This window comes from Lysobacter sp. P5_B9 (assembly GCF_054049835.1).
Genome location: NZ_JBFULP010000005.1, coordinates 240929 through 259642, shown reverse-complemented (window position 1 = coordinate 259642; position 18714 = coordinate 240929). Strand labels below are relative to the sequence as shown.

Annotated in this window: 21 protein-coding genes; 15 read left to right on the top strand and 6 right to left on the bottom strand. The window is 67.7% G+C overall.

Annotated features, from left to right (window positions below):
* Window positions 1–135 precede the first annotated feature (135 nt).
* The 4 genes from fabB to ACXJJ9_RS12220 form a co-directional block, all read right to left on the bottom strand.
* Complete coding sequence (gene fabB / locus ACXJJ9_RS12235) at window positions 136–1356, bottom strand: beta-ketoacyl-ACP synthase I (protein WP_457097420.1); 1221 nt, start codon at window positions 1354–1356, stop codon at window positions 136–138.
* The gene (fabA, locus tag ACXJJ9_RS12230) at window positions 1356–1871 is read right to left on the bottom strand and encodes a 3-hydroxyacyl-[acyl-carrier-protein] dehydratase FabA (RefSeq protein ID WP_457097419.1); all 516 of its coding nucleotides are present in this window, start codon (window positions 1869–1871) and stop codon (window positions 1356–1358) included. The genes fabB and fabA overlap by 1 nt, the downstream gene beginning before the upstream one ends.
* Before the next feature lie 208 nt (window positions 1872–2079).
* Window positions 2080–2511 carry a putative zinc-binding protein gene (locus ACXJJ9_RS12225; RefSeq protein ID WP_457097418.1) on the bottom strand — a complete coding sequence of 144 codons (432 nt, stop codon included), beginning with the start codon at window positions 2509–2511 and terminating at the stop codon, window positions 2080–2082.
* Window positions 2512–2531: 20 nt separating this feature from the next.
* Window positions 2532–3779, bottom strand: coding sequence for an alginate export family protein (locus tag ACXJJ9_RS12220; protein WP_457097417.1), 1248 nt, complete (start codon window positions 3777–3779; stop codon window positions 2532–2534).
* Window positions 3780–3973: 194 nt separating this feature from the next.
* Between ACXJJ9_RS12220 and ACXJJ9_RS12215 the strand changes: the two genes are divergently transcribed.
* The 5 genes from ACXJJ9_RS12215 (at window position 3974) to azu (ending at window position 7617) form a co-directional block, all read left to right on the top strand.
* Window positions 3974–4138 carry a hypothetical protein gene (locus ACXJJ9_RS12215; RefSeq protein ID WP_457097416.1) on the top strand — a complete coding sequence of 55 codons (165 nt, stop codon included), beginning with the start codon at window positions 3974–3976 and terminating at the stop codon, window positions 4136–4138.
* A 17-nt stretch (window positions 4139–4155) separates the two neighbouring features.
* The gene (gene nirK, locus ACXJJ9_RS12210; protein ID WP_457097415.1) at window positions 4156–5691 is read left to right on the top strand and encodes a copper-containing nitrite reductase; all 1536 of its coding nucleotides are present in this window, start codon (window positions 4156–4158) and stop codon (window positions 5689–5691) included.
* 3 nt (window positions 5692–5694) lie between these two features.
* Window positions 5695–6468: a formylglycine-generating enzyme family protein gene (locus tag ACXJJ9_RS12205; RefSeq protein WP_457097414.1), complete on the top strand. Its 774-nt coding sequence runs from the start codon at window positions 5695–5697 to the stop codon at window positions 6466–6468.
* Window positions 6465–7064, top strand: coding sequence for an SCO family protein (locus ACXJJ9_RS12200; RefSeq protein WP_457097413.1), 600 nt, complete (start codon window positions 6465–6467; stop codon window positions 7062–7064). The genes ACXJJ9_RS12205 and ACXJJ9_RS12200 overlap by 4 nt, the downstream gene beginning before the upstream one ends.
* A 94-nt stretch (window positions 7065–7158) precedes the next feature.
* Window positions 7159–7617, top strand: a complete 459-nt coding sequence (gene azu / locus ACXJJ9_RS12195; protein WP_457097412.1) for an azurin — start codon at window positions 7159–7161, stop codon at window positions 7615–7617.
* Between the two features lie 165 nt (window positions 7618–7782).
* Here the strand turns inward: azu and ACXJJ9_RS12190 are convergent, their stop codons facing one another.
* The gene (locus tag ACXJJ9_RS12190; RefSeq protein ID WP_457097411.1) at window positions 7783–8598 is read right to left on the bottom strand and encodes a universal stress protein; all 816 of its coding nucleotides are present in this window, start codon (window positions 8596–8598) and stop codon (window positions 7783–7785) included.
* A 275-nt stretch (window positions 8599–8873) separates the two neighbouring features.
* On the opposite strand from ACXJJ9_RS12190, the gene ccoN reads away from it, so the two are divergent.
* The 10 genes from ccoN to ACXJJ9_RS12140 are packed head-to-tail and all read left to right on the top strand — an operon-like array spanning window position 8874 to window position 17945.
* Window positions 8874–10385: a cytochrome-c oxidase, cbb3-type subunit I gene (gene ccoN, locus ACXJJ9_RS12185; RefSeq protein ID WP_457097410.1), complete on the top strand. Its 1512-nt coding sequence runs from the start codon at window positions 8874–8876 to the stop codon at window positions 10383–10385.
* A gap of 9 nt (window positions 10386–10394) precedes the next feature.
* The gene (ccoO, locus tag ACXJJ9_RS12180) at window positions 10395–11030 is read left to right on the top strand and encodes a cytochrome-c oxidase, cbb3-type subunit II (protein WP_457097409.1); all 636 of its coding nucleotides are present in this window, start codon (window positions 10395–10397) and stop codon (window positions 11028–11030) included.
* 3 nt (window positions 11031–11033) lie between these two features.
* Window positions 11034–11192 (top strand): cbb3-type cytochrome oxidase subunit 3, encoded by a 159-nt coding sequence (locus tag ACXJJ9_RS12175; RefSeq protein WP_457097408.1) that lies wholly within the window; start codon window positions 11034–11036, stop codon window positions 11190–11192.
* Window positions 11189–12139 (top strand): cytochrome-c oxidase, cbb3-type subunit III, encoded by a 951-nt coding sequence (ccoP, locus tag ACXJJ9_RS12170; RefSeq protein WP_457097407.1) that lies wholly within the window; start codon window positions 11189–11191, stop codon window positions 12137–12139. Before ACXJJ9_RS12175 ends, ccoP begins: the two co-directional genes overlap by 4 nt.
* A gap of 22 nt (window positions 12140–12161) precedes the next feature.
* Window positions 12162–12482: a hypothetical protein gene (locus ACXJJ9_RS12165; RefSeq protein WP_457097406.1), complete on the top strand. Its 321-nt coding sequence runs from the start codon at window positions 12162–12164 to the stop codon at window positions 12480–12482.
* Between the two features lie 37 nt (window positions 12483–12519).
* Window positions 12520–14061 carry a 4Fe-4S dicluster domain-containing protein gene (locus tag ACXJJ9_RS12160; protein ID WP_457097405.1) on the top strand — a complete coding sequence of 514 codons (1542 nt, stop codon included), beginning with the start codon at window positions 12520–12522 and terminating at the stop codon, window positions 14059–14061.
* Window positions 14058–14573, top strand: a complete 516-nt coding sequence (locus ACXJJ9_RS12155; RefSeq protein ID WP_457097404.1) for a FixH family protein — start codon at window positions 14058–14060, stop codon at window positions 14571–14573. The genes ACXJJ9_RS12160 and ACXJJ9_RS12155 overlap by 4 nt, the downstream gene beginning before the upstream one ends.
* 6 nt (window positions 14574–14579) lie before the next feature.
* A complete protein-coding gene (locus ACXJJ9_RS12150) occupies window positions 14580–17057 on the top strand; it encodes a heavy metal translocating P-type ATPase (RefSeq protein ID WP_457097403.1) in 2478 nt (825 codons plus the stop codon).
* Window positions 17054–17233: a cbb3-type cytochrome oxidase assembly protein CcoS gene (gene ccoS / locus ACXJJ9_RS12145; RefSeq protein WP_457097402.1), complete on the top strand. Its 180-nt coding sequence runs from the start codon at window positions 17054–17056 to the stop codon at window positions 17231–17233. The genes ACXJJ9_RS12150 and ccoS overlap by 4 nt, the downstream gene beginning before the upstream one ends.
* On the top strand, window positions 17223–17945 hold the full coding sequence (locus ACXJJ9_RS12140; protein ID WP_457097401.1) for a sulfite exporter TauE/SafE family protein: 723 nt from the start codon (window positions 17223–17225) through the stop codon (window positions 17943–17945). The genes ccoS and ACXJJ9_RS12140 overlap by 11 nt, the downstream gene beginning before the upstream one ends.
* A gap of 5 nt (window positions 17946–17950) precedes the next feature.
* On the opposite strand, the gene fnr is transcribed toward ACXJJ9_RS12140, so the two are convergent.
* Window positions 17951–18712: a fumarate/nitrate reduction transcriptional regulator Fnr gene (gene fnr / locus ACXJJ9_RS12135; protein ID WP_457097400.1), complete on the bottom strand. Its 762-nt coding sequence runs from the start codon at window positions 18710–18712 to the stop codon at window positions 17951–17953.
* Window positions 18713–18714: the final 2 nt, after the last annotated feature.

The following is an 18714-nucleotide window of genomic DNA, read 5'->3' as shown; positions in this document are numbered from 1 at the left end:
GGATTCGACCGGCGCCTGTGGCGTTTCCTCGAACCATGGGCATCACCCGTTCCGGCTGGAGGACCGTCTTGAGCTAAAGGTCCCCGGCCGCAACGCGGGGCAATTCTTGTTGTGTTGAAGCCTGCCCGGCCGCGCTCAAATTCCGCGGAACACCAGCGTCGCGTTGGTGCCGCCGAAACCGAAGCTGTTCGACATCACCGTACGCAACGCTGCCTCGCGCGACGCGCGCAGGATCGGGAAGCCTTCGGCACGCGTGTCCAGTTCGTCGATGTTCGCCGAGCCCGCCATGAAGCCGTCGCGCAGCATCAGCAGGCTGTAGATCGCCTCGTGCACGCTGGCTGCGCCCAACGAATGGCCCGTGAGCGCCTTGGTCGAGGACAGCGGCGGTACCGCGTCGCCAAAGGCCGCGCGCACCGCCTCGAGTTCGACGATGTCGCCGAGCGGGGTCGAGGTCCCGTGGGTGTTGAGGTAGTCGATCGGGCCGACGCCCTGCCCGTCCAAGCCCGCCATCGCCATGCGCATGCAACGCATCGCGCCCTCGCCATTCGGCGCCACCATGTCGGCACCGTCGGAGGTGACACCGTAGCCGGTGAGTTCGGCATGGATGCGCGCGCCGCGTGCCTTGGCGTGTTCGTAATCCTCCAGCACCAGCATGCCGCCACCGGAGCCGATGACGAAGCCATCCCGGTTCGCGTCATAAGGACGCGAGGCGCGTTCGGGCGTGTCGTTGAAATGAGTCGACAGCGCGTGCATGGCATCGAACTGGCAGGTCATGCCCCAGTGCAGTTCTTCGCCGCCGCCGGCGAAGACGATGTCCTGGGCGCCGTGGCGGATCAGGTCGGCGGCAGCGCCGATGCAATGCGCCGAGGTCGCGCAGGCGGCGGAAAGCGCGTAGCTGACCCCGCGGATGCCGAAGGCAGTGGCAAGGTTCGCTGACACGGTCGAACCCATCGTGCGCGGCACCATGTACGGGCCGACCTTGCGCACGCCCTTCTCACGCAGCAGGTCGCCGGTTTCGATCTGCCAATGCGGCGAGGCGCCGCCGGAACCGGCGATCAGTCCGGTACGCGCATCGCGCACCGCGTCGTCGGACAGGCCCGCGTCGGCGATCGCGTCGCGCATGGACACATATGCGAAGGCCGCCGCATCCCCCATGAAGCGCTTGAGCTTGCGGTCGATCGCGGCGTCGAGATCGATGTCGCATACGCCGGCGACCTGGCTACGCAGGCCATGCGCGGCGTGTTCGGGCGCCGCGCGCAGGCCACTGCGGCCCTCGCGCAGTGCGCTGGAGACGCTGGCCGCGTCGTTGCCCAATGGCGAGACGACGCCCATGCCCGTAACGACGACGCGACGCATCAGAAGCCCTCCGTCGATTGGAACAGCCCGACGCGCAGGCCTTCGGCTTCGTAGATCAGGCGATCGTCGACATAGGTGCGACCATCGGCGATGACCATGCGCAGCTTGCCGCGCAGCACGCGCTTCACGTCGATCTCGTAACGGACCCGCTTCGCGGTCGGCAGCACCTGACCGGTGAACTTGACCTCGCCCACGCCCAGCGCGCGGCCGCGACCGGGCTCGCCCAGCCACGGCAGGAAGAAACCGGCGAGCTGCCACATCGCGTCGAGGCCGAGGCAACCGGGCATCACCGGATCGCCTTCGAAGTGGCAGGCGAAGAACCACAGGTCCGGACGAATATCGAGCTCGGCGACCAGCTGGCCCTTGCCGAAGGCACCGCCGTCCTCGGTGATGCGGGTGATACGGTCGAACATCAGCATCGGCGGCGCCGGCAGGCGGGCGTTGCCGGGGCCGAACATCGTGCCCTGGGCGCATTCGAGCAGCTGTTGGGTGTCGAGTGAGGCGGGTCGCGACATGGGAAGAACCGTGATGGGGAGGGAAGCGGCGACGCAGCTGGCTGCGACGCGGACCGGTGCACATGAGCTCATGAAACACCCCCCATGCGATAGCGCACGGGAAGTTGGGCGCTATCCGGATAATGGGCGTCCGACCCCGGGTGCGTCGACTCCCCGCATTCAGCAAACTCGGCGCGGCCGGCCGTGGGGGACGCAGGAGCCGGGCGGTTCACGCCGCCTCGTCCGGCGTTTGCGCTCCCGCACCGCCGGCACTCGCGACGTATGCATGGTCGCGGCCAGCCAGACCGAGCGCCGCGGGCAATGCCTGGCGTACGTAGACCTCGGCGGCCAGCACCTCGTCGAAGCCGACATGACGGCGCTTCTTCACTCCGTATTCGGAGAGCAGCAGGTGTTTGTCCGCGGTGACGCCGGCGCGGGCCAGGCAGGCCGACACGCAGGCCAGCGCGCAGCCGTCGAGCGCCACGATCGGCCTGCCGCCCTGTGCGGTCTTCACCAGCGCAGTCACGCCACCGCCGACGCCGGCGATGCACGACATCTCCGCGGCGCCGTTGCGGTCGAGCCAGACGGCGATCTGGTTGGCCATCTGCGCGGCACTGGAACAGCCCGAGCACGAATAGACCAGGGGAATCTTCCTGCTCATGCGATTGTCTTCCCCGGAACTCATGGCTGCGCCCATTCGAGCTGCAGCCACAGCTTGGTCGTGTCGCGCGCGAAGCCGTCGCTGCGGTAGTCGGCGAGCTTGGCCAGTCCACTCAGCTTGCCGTGTACCGGGAAGCCCAGCGACGCATTCCACTCCTGGCCGTAGTCCTGGCTTCCGCTGTCGGCACGATAGTCGTGCCAGGCCAGCGCCCATTTGAGCTTCGACAGCGAGGCTCCATGTCCGAGCGCGGCGCCAGCCGCCAGGTAGCGATCCTCCAGCCCCGCCGGCGGCGTGACCAGGAACTTGTCGGCCCAGCCATTGAACGCGTGCAGCGTCGCCAGCGGCGTCTGCAGCGCGTGACGTCCGTTGCCGCCGAGGTGTTCCCAGCCCGCGCGCCAGGTGATGCCGTTGCGGGTGAGCGCGGGTTCGACCAGCCAGTACTGGTGCGAGAACGACAGCGGGTTGTCGGCGTAGTCGCCTTGTTGCGCCCACTCCAGCGCCAGCCCCCAGCCGTTGCCGTCGCGCACCGTGTCGGTGAGCGCGCGCAGGCCCCAGGTCGCGGTCGATGCGGTGGCGACATCGCGGTCGTCGTGCAGGTGGGCGTAGCCCACCACCTGCTGCACGCCATGCTTCCATGCGAGGTTGAACGCATGGCTATCGAGGTTGCGTTCGCGCGCCAGCACGTCACGCGCCTGGTCGCCGTTGACGCGATGCACGCGATCCAGCCATGCGTAGCGCGCGGTCAGGCCAGGCCGCAATCCCACGTCGAACGCGACTGCATCGAAGGTCTGCTCGTTCTGGCGCCAGCCGCTGTTGCCGATCCAGCGCTGGTTGTCGAACAACAAACGCTGCCGCCCCAGCGTGGCGCCGGCATGCCCGCCCTTCCAGGCCAGGTAGACCTGGTTCAACTCGGCGCCTTCGGGATCGGTGATCGCCGGGCGCGTGGTGACGCCATTGGCGCCGCTGTTGTAACGATCCCCGGCGCTGGCGATCCCCTCGCCTTCCAGCAACGCACTGAAGCCATGCGCCCAACGCATGCGCAGGCCGGCACGCAGGCGCAGCGTGGTCGCGTTGGACGTGCTTGCGAATGCATCATCGTCGACGAACTCGTTGCGCAGGCGCGCATTCCATTCGAACCCGATTGACGTGGATGCTGGCGAGGGTGCGGACGAGGGGACGGGGGACGAACCTGGCTCGGCGGCGACCGCGCAGGCCGGGGCTGCCAGCGCGGCGACGATCACGGCGGACGGCCATACGGGGGGTAACATCGGGCGGCTCCTCCTGTGGTTACGGATAGGCTCCCCCCCGTGTAGCGCTGCCGCCTTGACCTCGATCAACCCGCAGAGTGCGCAGGTGATCGTGTTCACCCGGCTTGACCCAGATCAGATCAGGGACTTCGCCACACGCTCAGACTGCGTTGCATCGGAAACCCATCCACGATGCAAACGTCCAGGAGTCCGCAATGAATGCCGATGATCGTTCCCGTCCGGCGCTATTCCTCGCCATCGCCATCGCAGCGTTGATCGCTGCCGCGCTCACCGCATATGCCGTGACTACCACCGACACAACCGACGCCGGTCCACAGGCAGTCGCGATCCAACCCACGGGGATGTCCGTCCCGTTCTGAAGGCTAAGGAGTTGGCAATGAAGACAGTGATCTGGAATCACCGTTCGTTGGTCCTCGCCGTTGCGCTCGCCGCGCTCGCCCTCACCGGATGCAAAGCCGACAGGAGCGACAAGGGTGACGCGGCCAAGACATCGGCCGCCGCGACCGACACGGGCGGCTCGCAGAAGGGCGACTTCGGTCCGCCACAAGGCGCGGAGATCAAGGCCGTGCTGACCTCGCCTCCCAACGTGCCCCCCGCCACCGGGCGCAAGGCGCCGGCGAAAGTCATCGTCGAACTCGACGTCGTTGAAAAGGAGATGCCGATCTCCGAAGGCGTGACCTACACCTTCTGGACCTTTGGCGGCACCGTACCGGGCAGCTTCATCCGCGTGCGCCAGGGCGACACCGTCGTCTTCCACCTGCGCAACATGCCCGACAGCAAGATGCCCCACAACATCGACCTGCACGGCGTCACCGGCCCCGGTGGCGGCGCCGCGTCGAGCTTCACCGCGCCCGGCCATGTCTCGCGCTTCACCTTCAAGGCGCTCAACGCAGGCCTGTTTGTCTACCACTGCGCGACCGCCCCGGTCGGCATGCATGTCGGCAACGGCATGTATGGCCTGATCCTGGTCGAGCCGCCGGAAGGCCTGCCCCCGGTCGACCGCGAGTACTACGTGATGCAGGGCGACTTCTACACGTCCGGCAAGTACCGCGAAAAAGGCCACCAGCCCTTCGACATGGAGAAGGCGATCGAGGAGCACCCGACCTACGTGTTGTTCAACGGCATGGAAGGCGCCCTCACCGGCGACAAGGCGCTTACGGCCAAGACCGGTGAAACGGTGCGCCTGTTCGTCGGCAACGGCGGCCCCAACCTGGTGTCGAGCTTCCACGTGATCGGCGAGATCTTCGACAAGGTCTGGTTCGAGGGCGGTACGCGCTTCCAGGAAAACGTGCAGACCACGCTGATTCCCTCGGGCGGCGCGGCGATCATGGACTTCCACCTGGAAGTGCCGGGCAGCTACGTCCTCGTCGACCACTCGATCTTCCGCGCCTTCAACAAGGGGGCGCTGGCGATCCTCAAGGCCGACGGTGCCGAGCGCAAGGACATCTACTCGGGCAAGGAAGTCGATGCGATGTACATCGGCGACCGCGCACAGCCCAACCTCGCCGCCGTCACCCAGGCAGCCACCGCGGCTACGACCGGCGCGCTGACCGCCGAAGACCAGATCAAGGCCGGCCAGGCACTGTTCGCCGGCACCTGCTCGACCTGCCACCAGCCCAACGGCGAAGGCATGGAAGGCGTATTCCCGCCGCTGGCGAAGTCGGACCTGATCAAGGCCAATCCCAAGCGCATCGTCGACATCATGCTGCATGGCCTCACCGGCCCCGTGACCGTGAACGGCAAGGACTACAACTCGGTGATGCCGCCGATGTCGCAGCTCACGGATGACGAAGTCGCCAACATCGGCACTTACGTGCTCAACAGTTGGGGCAATCCGGGCGGCAAGATCGACAAGGACGAAGTCGCCGCGCGTCGCAAGGCGGGCGGGCCCGCCGCAGCGGCGGAGCACTGAGCCATGCGCCGCGTGTCCGCCCTGCTGCTGCTCGTACTTCCCGTCGCCGGCCTCGCCGCCGCCGCCGGGTTGTTCGCGCCGATGCCGGGCGGCACGTTCAAGTCGGCGCTGCAGTACGAAGACGCGAAGGGCGGCGTGCGCATCGCGCCCTTCGCGCTGATGCGCAAACCGGTCACCAATGCGGACTTCCTCGCGTTCGTGAAGACGCATCCGCAGTGGCAGCGGGATCGCGTCGCCCGCGTGTTCGCGGAACCGCGCTACCTGTCGCACTGGCAGGGCGCGACCGAACTGGGCCCGAAAGCGGAGCCGGGGCAACCGGTCACCTGGGTCAGCTGGTTCGCGGCGAACGCCTACTGCGAGTCGATCGGTACGCGCCTGCCGACCTGGTCGGAATGGGAGTACGCCGCCGCGGCCGACGAAACCCGCAAGGACGCACGCAAGGACCCGGCCTGGCGCGAACGCATCCTGACCTGGTACTCGCGCCCTTCCAATCAAGCCCTTCCCCGCGCCGGCCTGCAGGCGCCCAATGCCTGGGGCGTGCAGGACATGCACGGCCTGGTGTGGGAATGGACCGACGACTATTCATCGCTGCTGGTGTCGGGCGACAACCGCAACCAGGGCGATGCCGACAAAACCAAATTCTGCGGTGCCGGTGCACTGTCGATGGACGACCGCGAGAACTACGCGGTGCTGATGCGAGTGGCGATGCTGTCCTCGCTGGAAGGCAGTGACGCCACCGCCAACCTCGGATTCCGCTGCGCGAGGAGCGCTCGATGAAAAAATTCAGGAACCTGGCAATTGCCGTCTGCACGGGAGCGCTGCTCACGCTGCTGAGCGCCGCCACGCTGGCCGCACCCACAACGCCGCCACCCTTACCGCGCGATTCGGTCTATCAGTTGCCGCTGCTGCTGACCAACCAGGCCGGCCAGGCCAGCGACTGGCGGCTGCGGCGCGGCAAGCCGCAACTGGTGTCGATGTTCTACACCTCCTGCAAATACATCTGCCCGCTGATCGTCGACTCGGGCAAGGCGATCGAGAAGAACCTCACGCCAGCGCAGCAGCAGCAACTGGGCATCCTGCTCATCAGCATGGATCCGGCGCGCGACGATGCCGCCGCGCTCAAGGCCATCGCCGACAAGCGCAACCTAGATACGCGACGCTGGACGCTGTCGGCGCCGCCTGCCGCTGACGTGCGCACCGTCGCCGGCGTGCTGGGCATCCGCTTCCGCCAACTCGCCGACGGCGAGTTCAACCACACCAGTGCGCTGGTGCTGCTCGACAAGGATGGCCGCATCCTCGCGCGTACCGAGCAGGTAGGCACCCGCCCCGATCCCGAGTTCCTCGCCGCCGTACGCAAGGCCACCCAGCCGTAAGCGGATTGCGGGCGAACAAGACGGAACACTGCCCGTCAATCGCGTCCGCATGGCGGGTTTGAAATCCGCACCCCCCAAGTCAGAGAGTGACACCATGAAATCCACTTCGAAAGCACTGCTCGGCCTGGCGCTCCTGGGCGCCGCTTCCCTCGTCCACGCCGCCCCCAACTGCACGCTCAAGCTGACGGGCAACGATGCGATGCAGTACGACCTGAAGACCGCCACGGTTTCCGCGTCCTGCCCGAAGATCACCATCGAGCTCACCCATGTCGGCAAGATGCCCGCGCAGGCGATGGGCCACAACGTGGTCATCAGCCAGACGGCGGACATGAACGCGATTACCGCCGCGGGCACGAAAGCCGGTGCCGCGGCGGGCTACGTGCCCAAGGGCGATGCCGAGGTGATTGCCGCCACTCCGGTCGTCGGCGGCGGCGCCAGCACGAAGGCCACGTTTGCCGGGAGCAAGCTCAAGGCGGGCGGTGACTACACCTTCTTCTGCTCCTTCCCCGGTCATTCGGCATTGATGAAGGGCAAGCTGGTGGTGACGAAGTAACGCCACGCCGGCGTTGCTTCACTCCACCCGGCGTCCTTCGACTCTGCCACGCGCGGATCGAAGGGCGCGCGCGTTCAACGCCAGCGATGGCGGGCTCGGCAGCGCGCGATCGGACAGTCGCGATCACCGCGGAACGACCCCGCGCGATGCGACGCCGCTGCAACGTCAATGCCGCATCAACAAGGGCAGGTCGGCTTTTTCCAGCATGAAGCGCGTCACGCCGCCCAGGATGCGTTCGGTGAAGCGCGTATGGCCGTAGGCGCCCATCACCAGCAGGTCCGCATAGGCGGCATGCGCGGCTTCGAGAATCGGTGCGCCCTGGTCGGCGGTGGCGTCCAATACCTCGAATTCGACCGGCAGTTCGTGCCGGCGGCACCATTGCTCAAGTGCGAACTCCGGCACCCGCACGGGTGGCAGTATCGCCTTGCGCGTGCCCGTCAACAGCACGATGCGCTTCGCGCGCCGCAACAGCGGCAGCGCGCCATGCAGGGCGCGAATGGCCTCGATCGAGCCGTTCCAGGCAACGACGACGCAGTCCAGGCCGAGCGCCTGGTGCCCCGGCGGCACGACCAGGCACGGCAGGCCCGCGTGCAGGATGATCGAAGCCAGCGCGGCGGGGCCGCTCCACATCTCGTCCGCATCCCTGGCGAGCACGAGCAGGTCGTGCCAATTGCTGGTGAAGCGCAGCGCATCGCCGACATGGCCCCGGGCCACCAGCCAACGCGGGAAGACGGCCCCGCTGGATTCGGCCCAGGCTTCGAACACGGGCGCGGCCTTCTCCGCGTCGCGCACCTGTTCGTCGATGGCGGCGGCGTATTCAGCCAGAAGCAACCCGGAGTCGTATTCCCACACCGGGGGAATGCCGCCCTGCACCACGTGCAGCCCGGTCAGACCGGTGCGCAACTGCCCCGCCAGGCGTGCCGCGAAGGCGACGCCGGCATCCCAATCCGGATAACGCGTGGCGCGAACCAGCAGATCCATGGCGATCTCCTCGATAACCGGCGATTGCGGGAGTTGCATCCTGCACCCGTGCGGGGCCCGGCGCCTTGATCCAGCTCAATTCCCCGGGCAATTTGCCTTGGCCCATGGGCCTATTGCCCTGCGCCCGGGATGAGAGGACAAAGGCATGTTGGCAGTGAACGCGCCCATGCGATGTTCGCCCGATGGTCGCGGCGCCGATTGATCTGATTGATCCGGATCAAGAATGGGTTTCCCCGGAAACCCAAAATACGAGACGTCGAAGCGAGCCTCCTCCCATGACCTCCAATGACGCGATTCCCGCCGGACCCACCGCAGGTGGCGCCCCGGCGTCCAACCCCGCTCCTGCCGCCGACGCACGGTACGGTTTCTACAACGACAAGGTAGTCCTGCAGTTCTCCATCGCCACCGTGGTGTGGGGCATCGTCGGGATGGCGGTGGGTGTGCTGATCGCCGCGCAGCTGTACTGGCCGACGATCGGCGAGGGCATTCCCTGGCTCAGTTACGGCCGCTTGCGTCCGCTGCATACCAATGCGGTGATCTTCGCCTTCGGCGGCTCCGCTCTGTTCGCCACCTCGCTCCACGTCGTGCAGCGCACCTGCCATGTACGGCTGATCTCCGACAAGCTCGCCGCCTTCGTGTTCTGGGGCTGGCAGGCGGTGATCGTCGCCGCCGCCATCACGCTGCCCCTGGGCATGACCCAGGGCAAGGAATATGCCGAGCTGGAATGGCCGATCGACCTGCTGATCACGGTCGTGTGGGTCGCCTATGCGGTGCTGTTCTTCGGCACGATCGTCAAGCGCCGGGTCAACCACATCTACGTGGCGAACTGGTTCTACGGCAGCTTCATCCTCACCATCGCCCTGCTCCACATCGTCAACAACATGGCCATGCCGGCGGGGCTTACCAAGTCCTATTCGGCCTACACCGGTGCGGTCGACGCGATGGCGCAATGGTGGTACGGCCACAACGCGGTGGGTTTCTTCCTGACCGCCGGTTTCCTCGGGATGATGTACTACTTCGTGCCGAAGCAGGCGCAGCGTCCGATCTACTCGTACCGCCTTTCGATCGTGCACTTCTGGGCCCTGATCGCCGTCTACATGTGGGCGGGCCCGCACCATCTGCAGTACACCGCCCTGCCCGACTGGGTGCAGTCGCTCGGCATGGTGTTCTCGCTGATCCTGCTCGCGCCGTCGTGGGGCGGCGCTCTGAACGGCATCCTCACGCTGTCGGGCGTGTGGCACAAGCTGCGTACCGACCCGATCCTGAAGTTCATGATCGTCGCGATCAGCTTCTACATGATCGCCACCTTCGAGGGGCCGATGATGTCGATCAAGACGGTCAACTCGCTGTCGCATTACACCGACTGGACCGTCGGCCACGTGCACGCGGGCGCGCTGGGCTGGGTGGCGATGATCTCGATCGGCGCGATCTATTCGCTGCTGCCGCGCCTTCTTGGCCGTGAATCGATGTACTCCACCAGGTGGATCGACACGCATTTCTGGCTGCACACCTTCGGCGTGCTGCTGTACATCGCGGCGATGTGGATCGCTGGCGTCATGCAGGGCCTGATGTGGCGCGCGACCAACGCCGACGGCACCCTCACCTACAGCTTCGTCGAGGCGCTCAATGCCACGTATCCCTACTACCTCGTGCGCCTGGGCGGCGGTCTCGTCGTGCTGTCCGGCATGGGACTGATGGCCTTGAACATGTGGAAAACGTTCGCGATGGCACCGGCGCGCGCTCCGCAGCCGGTACTCGCCCCCGACATCAGCGATGCGCGCGCCTGAGGAGCCGAGATGAGCGACAAGAAAGAATATGGCGGCAACGCGCACCAGAAGATCGAACGCAACGTCGGCCTGATGGCGGTGCTGATCGCGGTGGTGGTGTCCTTCGGCGGCCTCGCGGAGATCGTGCCGCTGATGTTCCAGGCGGAGACCATCAAGCCGCTGCCGGGCGTGAAGCCCTACCCGGCGCTGCAGCTGGCGGGTCGCGATGTGTACGTGCGCGAGGGCTGCTACAACTGCCATTCGCAGATGATCCGGACGCTGCGCTTCGAGACCGAGCGCTATGGCCACTACTCGCTGGCGGGCGAGTCGGTGTACGACCACCCCTTCCAATGGGGCTCCAAGCGCACCGGCCCCGACCTGGCGCGCGTCGGCGGCCGCTACTCGGACGACTGGCACCGCGTGCACCTGACCAATCCGCGCGACGTCGTGCCGGAGTCGAACATGCCGTCGTTCCCGTGGCTCGAGAAGAACGAACTCGACGGCGCCGAAGTGACCGCCCACATGCGCGCGCTGAAGCGGCTGGGCGACCCCTACACCGAAGCGGAGATCGGCAAGGCGGCGCAGGACGTGGCCGGCAAGACCGAACTGGACGCCGTCGTCGCCTACCTGCAGGGCCTCGGCAAGCACGCACCGCGGGGAGGCTGAGCCATGGTTTCCGGAATCGTCACTGCAATCCTGCTGGTCGTGTTCCTGGGCGGATGGGCCTGGGCATGGAGTCCGCGCCGCCATCGGGATTTCGAGGAGGCGGCGCAACTGCCGCTGGATGAAGACATGCGCGTGGAAGGCACCCGGGAGGACGAACGATGAGCACCGCGTGGTCGTGGTATGTCATCGCCATCATCGTTCTCAACATCGTCGGCTGCGCGTGGCTGCTGTGGTGGACGGCCAAGCGTCGTCCCGGCGATCCCAAGCCGGAGGACACCAGCCACATATGGGATGGCGACATCACCGAGTACAACAAGCCGCTGCCGAAATGGTGGATCAACCTGTTCTGGATCACCCTGATCTTCGGCATCGGATACATCGCGTGGTTTCCCGGGTTCGGCAACTTCGCCGGCTACGGCAAGTGGACGTCGCAACAGGAACACGCCCAGAGCAAGGCCGCGTATGACGCGAAGCTGGAAGAGACGTTCGCGCCGTTCAAGGGCCAGCCGATCAATGTGCTTGCGGCCAACGGCGACGCCGTGAAGCTGGGCCGCTCGATCTTCAACAACACCTGCGCCACCTGCCACGGGTCGTCCGCGACGGGAGCCATCGGCTACCCCAACCTGACCGACGACATCTGGCATTGGGGCGGTACGCCGGACAAGGTCCTGGAAACGGTGCTCGATGGCCGCGAAGGCGTCATGCCCGAATGGGGCACGGTGCTCACCGGCATGGGCGGCGAAAACGCGGTCGACTACGTTGTCGCCTACGTGCGCACGCTCTCGCATCCCGACAAGTCGCTGTACAACGATTACATGGCCTCGCAGGGCAAGAAGCTGTACGAAGGCATCTGCGTCGCATGCCACGGTGTCGATGGCAAGGGCAACCAGGCCATGGGCGCACCCGACCTGACGGACGACTACTGGCTCTACGGCAACAGCAACGAGGCGCTGCACCAGACGATCGCCAAGGGCCGCCACGGCTCGATGCCAGCGCACCGCGCGCTACTGGGCGAAACCCGCGTACGGCTGGTTGCCGCATACGTCTGGTCGTTGTCGCACAACAAGCCCGGCGCGGGCGCGGCACGCACGGGCAAGGCCGCGAAATGACGGCATTCACGGCGGAGAGCGCATGAGCGAAACCCCGCAATGGCAGCCCCGCAAGCCGGACTTCATCGAACCCGGCTTCGACCACCCGCCCCGTCCGCTCGCGCAACGTGTCGGCGCGATCCTGTGGCCGAGCTTCTTCGCGGCGGGCGTGGCGACGATGGTGTTCTTCGCCTTCGTCGATCCGCTGGAGCTACGCGACCTCACGTTCCCGTCGCTACCGCTGACCCGCGAGCTCGGTTACACCGTGGGTTTCTTCATGTTCTGGCTGGCAACGGCGGCCTCCAGCCTGTTCACCTGGTGGCTGCTGCGCCCGTCCAGCCGCTTCAACCGCCGGCTGCACTGAGCGGCAGCGTGGCCGGAATTTCCCGAGGGATCCGCAGTTGAGCAAGTCCATCGACATTGCACTGGCCGACGAGGAGCGCTCGTTCTACGTCAGCGAACGCAAGGTCTACCCACGCGACGTCACCGGCCGCTTCGACCGCCTGCGCACGGCGGCGGTGTTCTGGCTGCTCGGCATGTTCTATGCGTTCCCATGGCTGCGCTGGGACGACAGGCAGGCGGTGCTGTTCGACCTGCCGGCGCGCAAGTTCCATGTCTTCGGCCTGACCTTCTGGCCGCAGGACTTCCCGCTGCTGGCGCTGCTGCTGATCATCGCCGGCGTCGCGCTGTTCTTCTTCACCGCATTGGCCGGACGCCTGTGGTGCGGGTATGCCTGCCCCCAGACCGTGTGGACCGAAACCTTCCTGTGGATGGAGCGCTGGACCGAAGGCGACCGCAACGCCCGCATGAAGCTCGACGCCGCGCCATGGTCGGGCAATAAATTGCTGCGCAAGGGCGCCAAGCACGCGTTGTGGCTGGTGTTCGCGTTGTGGACCGGATTCACCTTCGTCGGCTTCTTCACCCCGATCACGGAACTCGGCACGCGGCTGGTGTCGTTCGAACTGGGCGGCTGGGAAACTTTCTGGATCCTGTTCTATGCCCTGGCCACCTGGGGCAATGCCGGCTTCCTGCGCGAACAGGTGTGCAAGTACATGTGCCCCTATGCGCGCTTCCAGAGCGCGATGTTCGACCGCAACACGTTACTGATCGCCTACGACCCGATGCGCGGCGAACCGCGCGGCCCGCGCAAGCGCGGCCTGGGCGGCGTGATCGCGCGCGGCCGCGGCCTGCTCGACAAGGTCGCCGCCTACGACTACGTGTTCCGCGCCAGCCGCCATCCCAGCGCCGCCGACGCGCGCCTGCAGGCGCGCGGCACCATCACCTTCGATGCCGGCAAGGAGTCCGAACCGCTGCCGAAGTTCCCGCCGGAGCAGTTGGGCGACTGCATCGACTGCACGATCTGCGTGCAGGTCTGCCCGGTCGGCATCGACATCCGCAACGGCCTGCAGTACGAATGCATCGCCTGCGGTGCGTGCGTGGACGCCTGCGACGAAGTGATGGACAAGGTCGGTTTTCCGAGGGGCCTCATCCGTTACACCACGCAGAACGCGCTCGATGGCCAGCGAACCCGCGTGCTGCGGCCCCGCGTCTTCATCTACGGTGCGCTGCTGGTCCTGCTGCTGGGCGGCTTCGCGGTCGGCGTCGCCCTGCGCACGCCGCTGATCGCGGAAGTCCTGCGCGACCGCAATGCGCTCTATCGGCAGACCGACACCGGCATCGAGAACGGCTACACGCTCAAGCTGGTCAACAAGACCGCGCAGGCGCAGCGTTACATCGTGACCCTGGCCGGCGGCAAGGATGGACTGGTGCTGGGCGACATGCCGGCGATAGTGGTGCCCGCCAGCGATGTCGCCTCGGTGCCGCTCACCATCACCGCGCCAGCGGGCACGCACGGGCGCCACGAAGTGCGCTTCGACGTGCGTTCGGCCGATGGCCGCGTGCGCAAGACCGTGGAAAGCAGTTTCTTTGGACCAACGCAATGATGACGCTCGACAATCGCGTGAAGCGCAGCGCCTGGCGCGAACCGATGGTGTGGCTGGTGGCGGCGATCCCGGCCGCGGCAGTAATCGCGGCGATCGCCCTGCTGGTGGTGGCGGAGCGGTCGTCGGGCAACAACGACCTGGTCGCGGACGAGGTCCAGCGGACCGCCCAGGTGCAGGTGGCCGACCTCGGACCCGACGCGGCCGCGCAGCAACTCCAGCTCAGTGCGGTCGTGCGTACCGGCAAGGGCATCGTCGAAGTGCTGCCGGTCGATGGCGGCTTCGACCGCAACGCCAGGCTGGTCCTGGCGCTGCACCATCCTGCGCGCGCCGCGCTTGATCGCGACATTGCCCTCCTGCCCGTGAAAACAGGCTGGCGCAGCGACGGCGAGATCGACCTCAGCCACGACTGGAACGTGGAGCTGCGCCCCGCCGATGGCGCCTGGAGGCTGCGGGGCCGCTGGCACTCGGGGCAACAGGCCACGTACCTGCGACCCGCGTTGGCGGGGGAATGAAGCGGCATGACCGCCACGCCCGCCACGATTGCCCGGGCCACGCGCGCTGACGGCGCGATCCAAGTCGCTGCGACGGACTGTTTCCACTGTGGCGAACCGTTGCCCGCCGTCCCGGCCCGCCTGCGCCTCGACAGCGCGGAGCGCGCCTTCTGCTGCGACGGCTGCGCGGCGGCGGCGCAATGGATCCGCGACGCGCGCCTCGACGACTACTATCGGCTACGCAGTGAATTGGCCACGCGCGTGTCCGTCGATCAGTCCGACATCGCCCTGTGGGACCGCGCGGAAGTGCTGGACGAACACGCGCGCAACGTTCCGGGCGGGCGCGAGCTGACCCTGCTCACCGACGGCATGCGCTGCGCCGCGTGCGCCTGGCTGATCGACCGCGCGCTCACGCGCGAGCCGGGGGTGCTCGAAGTCAACGCGAATGCCGTTACCGGCCGCATCCGCATCGCCTGGGATCCTGCGCGCACGTCGTTGTCCTCCCCGCTGCGCCGCCTGATGGCGCTGGGGTACCGGCCCTATCTCGCCACCGGCGAAGCCCGCGAACGCGCGCGTCGCAGTGAACGCAACCGTTGGCTGCTGCGACTGGGCGTCGCCGGGCTGGGCGCCATGCAGGCGATGATGTTCGCCGAGGCGCTTTACCTGGATACGTCCGGATCGATGTCGCACGCGATGCGCGACTTCCTGCGCTGGGTGACCTTCCTGGTGGCAACGCCGGTGGTGTTCTACGCGGGTTGGCCGTTCCTGGCCGGTTGCGCGCGCGAGTTTCGCCATCGCCGCCCCGGCATGGACACCCTGATCGCGACCTCGACCCTGCTTGCCTATTTCGCCAGCCTGGTCGAAACCCTGCGCGGCGGTCCGCAGGTCTGGTACGACGCCGCCGTGATGTTCGTCTTCCTCCTGCTCGCAGCGCGGATGCTGGAACAGCGCGTGCGCAACGTCGCGACCGCGCAGGTGGATGCGCTGGCGCGGGCGCGCCCGGCGTTCGCCACGCGCGAGCGCGAGGATGGTTCACGCGAACTCGTCCCGCTCGCCACGCTCGTGGTCGATGACGTGGCCTGCATTGCGGCGGGCGAAGCCGTGCCCGCCGACGGCGTGCTGCTGGACGGAGAGGCCGGCTTCGAGGAATCGCTGCTCACCGGCGAAGCGCACGCGGTGCACAAGACCGCGGGCATGCCGGTATTTGCGGGGACTGTTTGCCGCGAACGTCCTGCGCGCATACGCGTGACCGCCACCGGCTCCGCCACCCGGCTGTCGCAACTCGCGCGCCTGGTCGAACAGGCGCAGGCCCATCGTCCACCACTCGCGCAGGCCGCGGACCGGATCGCCTCGTGGTTCGTATTCGCGATGCTGGCAGCTGCGGTCCTGACCTTCCTTGCATGGCGCGTCCATGAACCGGCCCGTGCCTTCGAGGTCGCCCTGGCCGTGCTCGTGATCAGTTGTCCCTGTGCGCTGTCGTTGTCGGTTCCCGCCGCATTGGCGGCCGCGAACGGCGCGCTGGCGAAACTGGGCGTGCTGCCGCTGCGTCCTGACGCCCTGGATCGGCTGGCGCGCGCGAGCGACGTGGTCTTCGACAAGACCGGCACGTTGAGCGATGGCAAGCCGTGGCTGGTGGAAGCGGACACATTCGGCGGCATGGACCGCGCCCGCGCGCTGCGGATTGCCGCGGCCCTGGAGCGCGACAGCGGACACCCGCTCGCGCAGGCGTTTTCCGATGCCGTGCACGCCGAAGCGGAGTCGGCGAGCAACCTCATCGCCATCGCCGGCCATGGCATCGAAGGCACGCTCGGAGCCGACCGCTGTCGCCTCGGCCATGCGCCGTACGCGTGCGGGGGCAAGGACGATGGCGCGCTCTGGCTTGGCGACGGCCGGCAAGCATTCGCACGCTTCGTAGTCCGCGAACGCGAGCGCATCGATGCGCGCGCAGCGCTGGATGCGCTCCGGCGCGAAGGCATCGCCGTGCATCTGTGCAGCGGCGATGCGCACGCGGCCGTGGATCGGCTGGCCACGACGCTCGGCATCACCGAGGCAAACCCACGCCAGACGCCCGAAGCCAAGCTCGCCTACGTGCGGCAGCTGCAGCAGCAGGGTCGTCGCGTCGCGATGGTTGGCGACGGCCTCAACGATGCGCCAGTGCTCGCTGGCGCCGACGTGTCGATCGCGATGGGTGAAGGCGCCGCGCTGGCGCAGCGCGCGGCCGACCTGGTGCTCGCCTCTCCCGCACTCACCCGCATCCCCGCCGCGATCGCGCTCGCGCGCGACACGCGGCGCATCGTCCGCCAGAACTTCGGCTGGGCACTTGGCTACAACCTGCTGGCCTTGCCGCTGGCCATGGCCGGCATGGTGACGCCATGGATCGCCGCGCTCGGGATGGCGTTGTCCTCGCTGGCGGTCACCCTCAATGCGCTGCGGCTCGCGCGCGGCACTGCGCCTTCCGTGGAGCCACCGCTGCGCGATGGCGTCGCCGCGGAGGTGCGCGCATGAACATCCTCCTGCTGCTGGTGCCACTGAGCCTGATGCTGCTGCTGTTGGCGATCGGCGCCTTCGTGTGGGCGGTGAAGCGCGGGCAGTTCGACGACCTCGACACGCCGGGACTCGACATCCTCGTCGACGACGACGAGCCGCCGGCCTCCGGGCAGGAGGAGCGCGATGCCGATTGACTGGCTGGTGATCGGCGGCGCCCTGCTGAGCGGCCTGCTCGGCGGCGCGCATTGCGCGGCGATGTGCGGTGGAATCGCCGCCGGCCTCTCGGTGCAGCAGCGCGGCGGCTGGTGGATGGCGCTGCAACCGAACCTCGGCCGCGTCCTGGGCTACACGCTCGCAGGCGCGATCGTGGGCGGCGTCGGCCACCAGCTGCTCGACATCGCACGCATGCCGGAACTCACGCTTGCGTTGCGCGCGACGGTGGGCCTGGTCCTGATCGTGGCCGCGTTGCGCCTGCTCGATCGCCAGGGGCGCCTCGCCTTCCTTGGCGCGCCCGCCGGCCGCCTCTGGCAGTGGCTGCGGCCATTGCAGCGGCGCCTGCTGCCTGCGGACACGGTGGGCAAGCGCATGGCGCTCGGCGTGTTGTGGGGCTGGATGCCGTGCGGTCTCAGCACGACCCTGCTTGCGGCCGCGTGGCTGCAGGCCAGCGCCTTCCACGGCGGATTGACGATGGCGGCGTTCGGGCTGGGCACGTTGCCGGTGATGCTGCCGCTGACCTGGGCCGGCGCTCGCTTCGGGCAACGCCTGCAGCGCGGCGGCTGGCGCACGGCGATGGGGCTGGCCGTGTTGTTCGCGGGTGTCCTGACCCTCGCCGCGCCGCTGCTGATGCAGGCGCCGGCGGTGCATGGGCTGTTGGCGGCGCTGGGGTGCCGCAGCCTGCCGGCGTAGCCGCGTCAGGCCCTGGCGCTGCGCCGGGGTTCCTCGTGCTCGGCGCTATGCGCGAGCCGGCTCAGTTCGGCGGGGTTGCGGATGTCGACGCGACGGCCCGCGAGATCGATCACACCATCCTCCTGCAGCCGGGTGAAGCCGCGGCTGACGGTTTCCAGCGCCAGCCCGAGGTAATGCGCGATGTCCTCGCGGCTCATCGGCAGTTTGAACTGCGTCGCCGACTGGCCAATGTTGCGATAGCGCTCCGAGAGTCCGTGCAGGAACAGCGCGATGCGTTCACCGGCCTGGCGCCGCACGAGCATGCCCAGGTGATCCTGGTCGCGGCCCACGCTCCGGCCAATGACGCGCAGCAGCTGGTGCTGCAGGCTCGGCAATTGCGCGGCGATGGTGGCGAGCTGGTCGAAGGGCACCTCGCACACGTTCGCCGAGGTGAGCGCGACGGCTTCGCAGCGGTGCGTACCGGCGCCCAGTGCGTCGAGGCCGATCAGTTCGCCCGGCAGGTGGAAGCCGACCACCTGCTCCTCGCCTTCCTCGCTGATGCTGACCGTCTTGAACGCCCCGTCGCGGGCGACGTACACGGCCGTGAGGGCGTCGCCGGGCCGGTACAGCCGCTCGCCGCGCGCGACGGGCCGCCGGCGCCTGACGATGTCGTCCAGTTGCTGCAATTCCGTTGGATCGATGCCGGCGGGCAGGCACAGCTGCTGCAGCGAACAATGCGCACAGCCGTGCCGGATGGTCGCGAGATCAAGAACGGGGGCATCGGACATGC